We start from the raw sequence: 354 nt of genomic DNA on the forward strand, positions 1-354 counted from the left end.
GTTCACAGCATATTATCTGGCACAATCTGGGCTGAGCGTCGCCCTGATCGAGAAGGGCCTGATCGGCGCCGAGCAGTCGAGCCGCAACTGGGGCTGGTGCCGGCAGCAGAATCGCGATGCGCGGGAATTGCCGATCGCCACGAAAAGCCTCGATCTCTGGGAGAGTTTTGCCGCCGAAAGCGGCGAGGATGCCGGCTTCCGGCGCTCCGGTCTGTTCTATCTCAGCAACAGCGAGCAGGAGCTCGCCGGCTGGGCGCGCTGGCGCGACTTCGCCAAAACAGTCGGGGTGACCACCCATATGCTCGACAGTACCGCGGCGACCGAGCGCGGCAAGGCGACGGGCCGGACCTGGAA

At 65.0% G+C, this 354-nt stretch carries 1 protein-coding gene; it reads left to right on the top strand.

Going from position 1 to position 354, the window contains the following annotated elements; translation table 11 throughout:
- Nucleotides 1-354, top strand: a 354-nt coding sequence (locus AC1D0P_RS32685; protein WP_477680516.1) for an NAD(P)/FAD-dependent oxidoreductase, incomplete at both ends; no start/stop codon positions are given.

The sequence above is a fragment of the Polaromonas sp. P1_G2 genome, assembly GCF_056405515.1.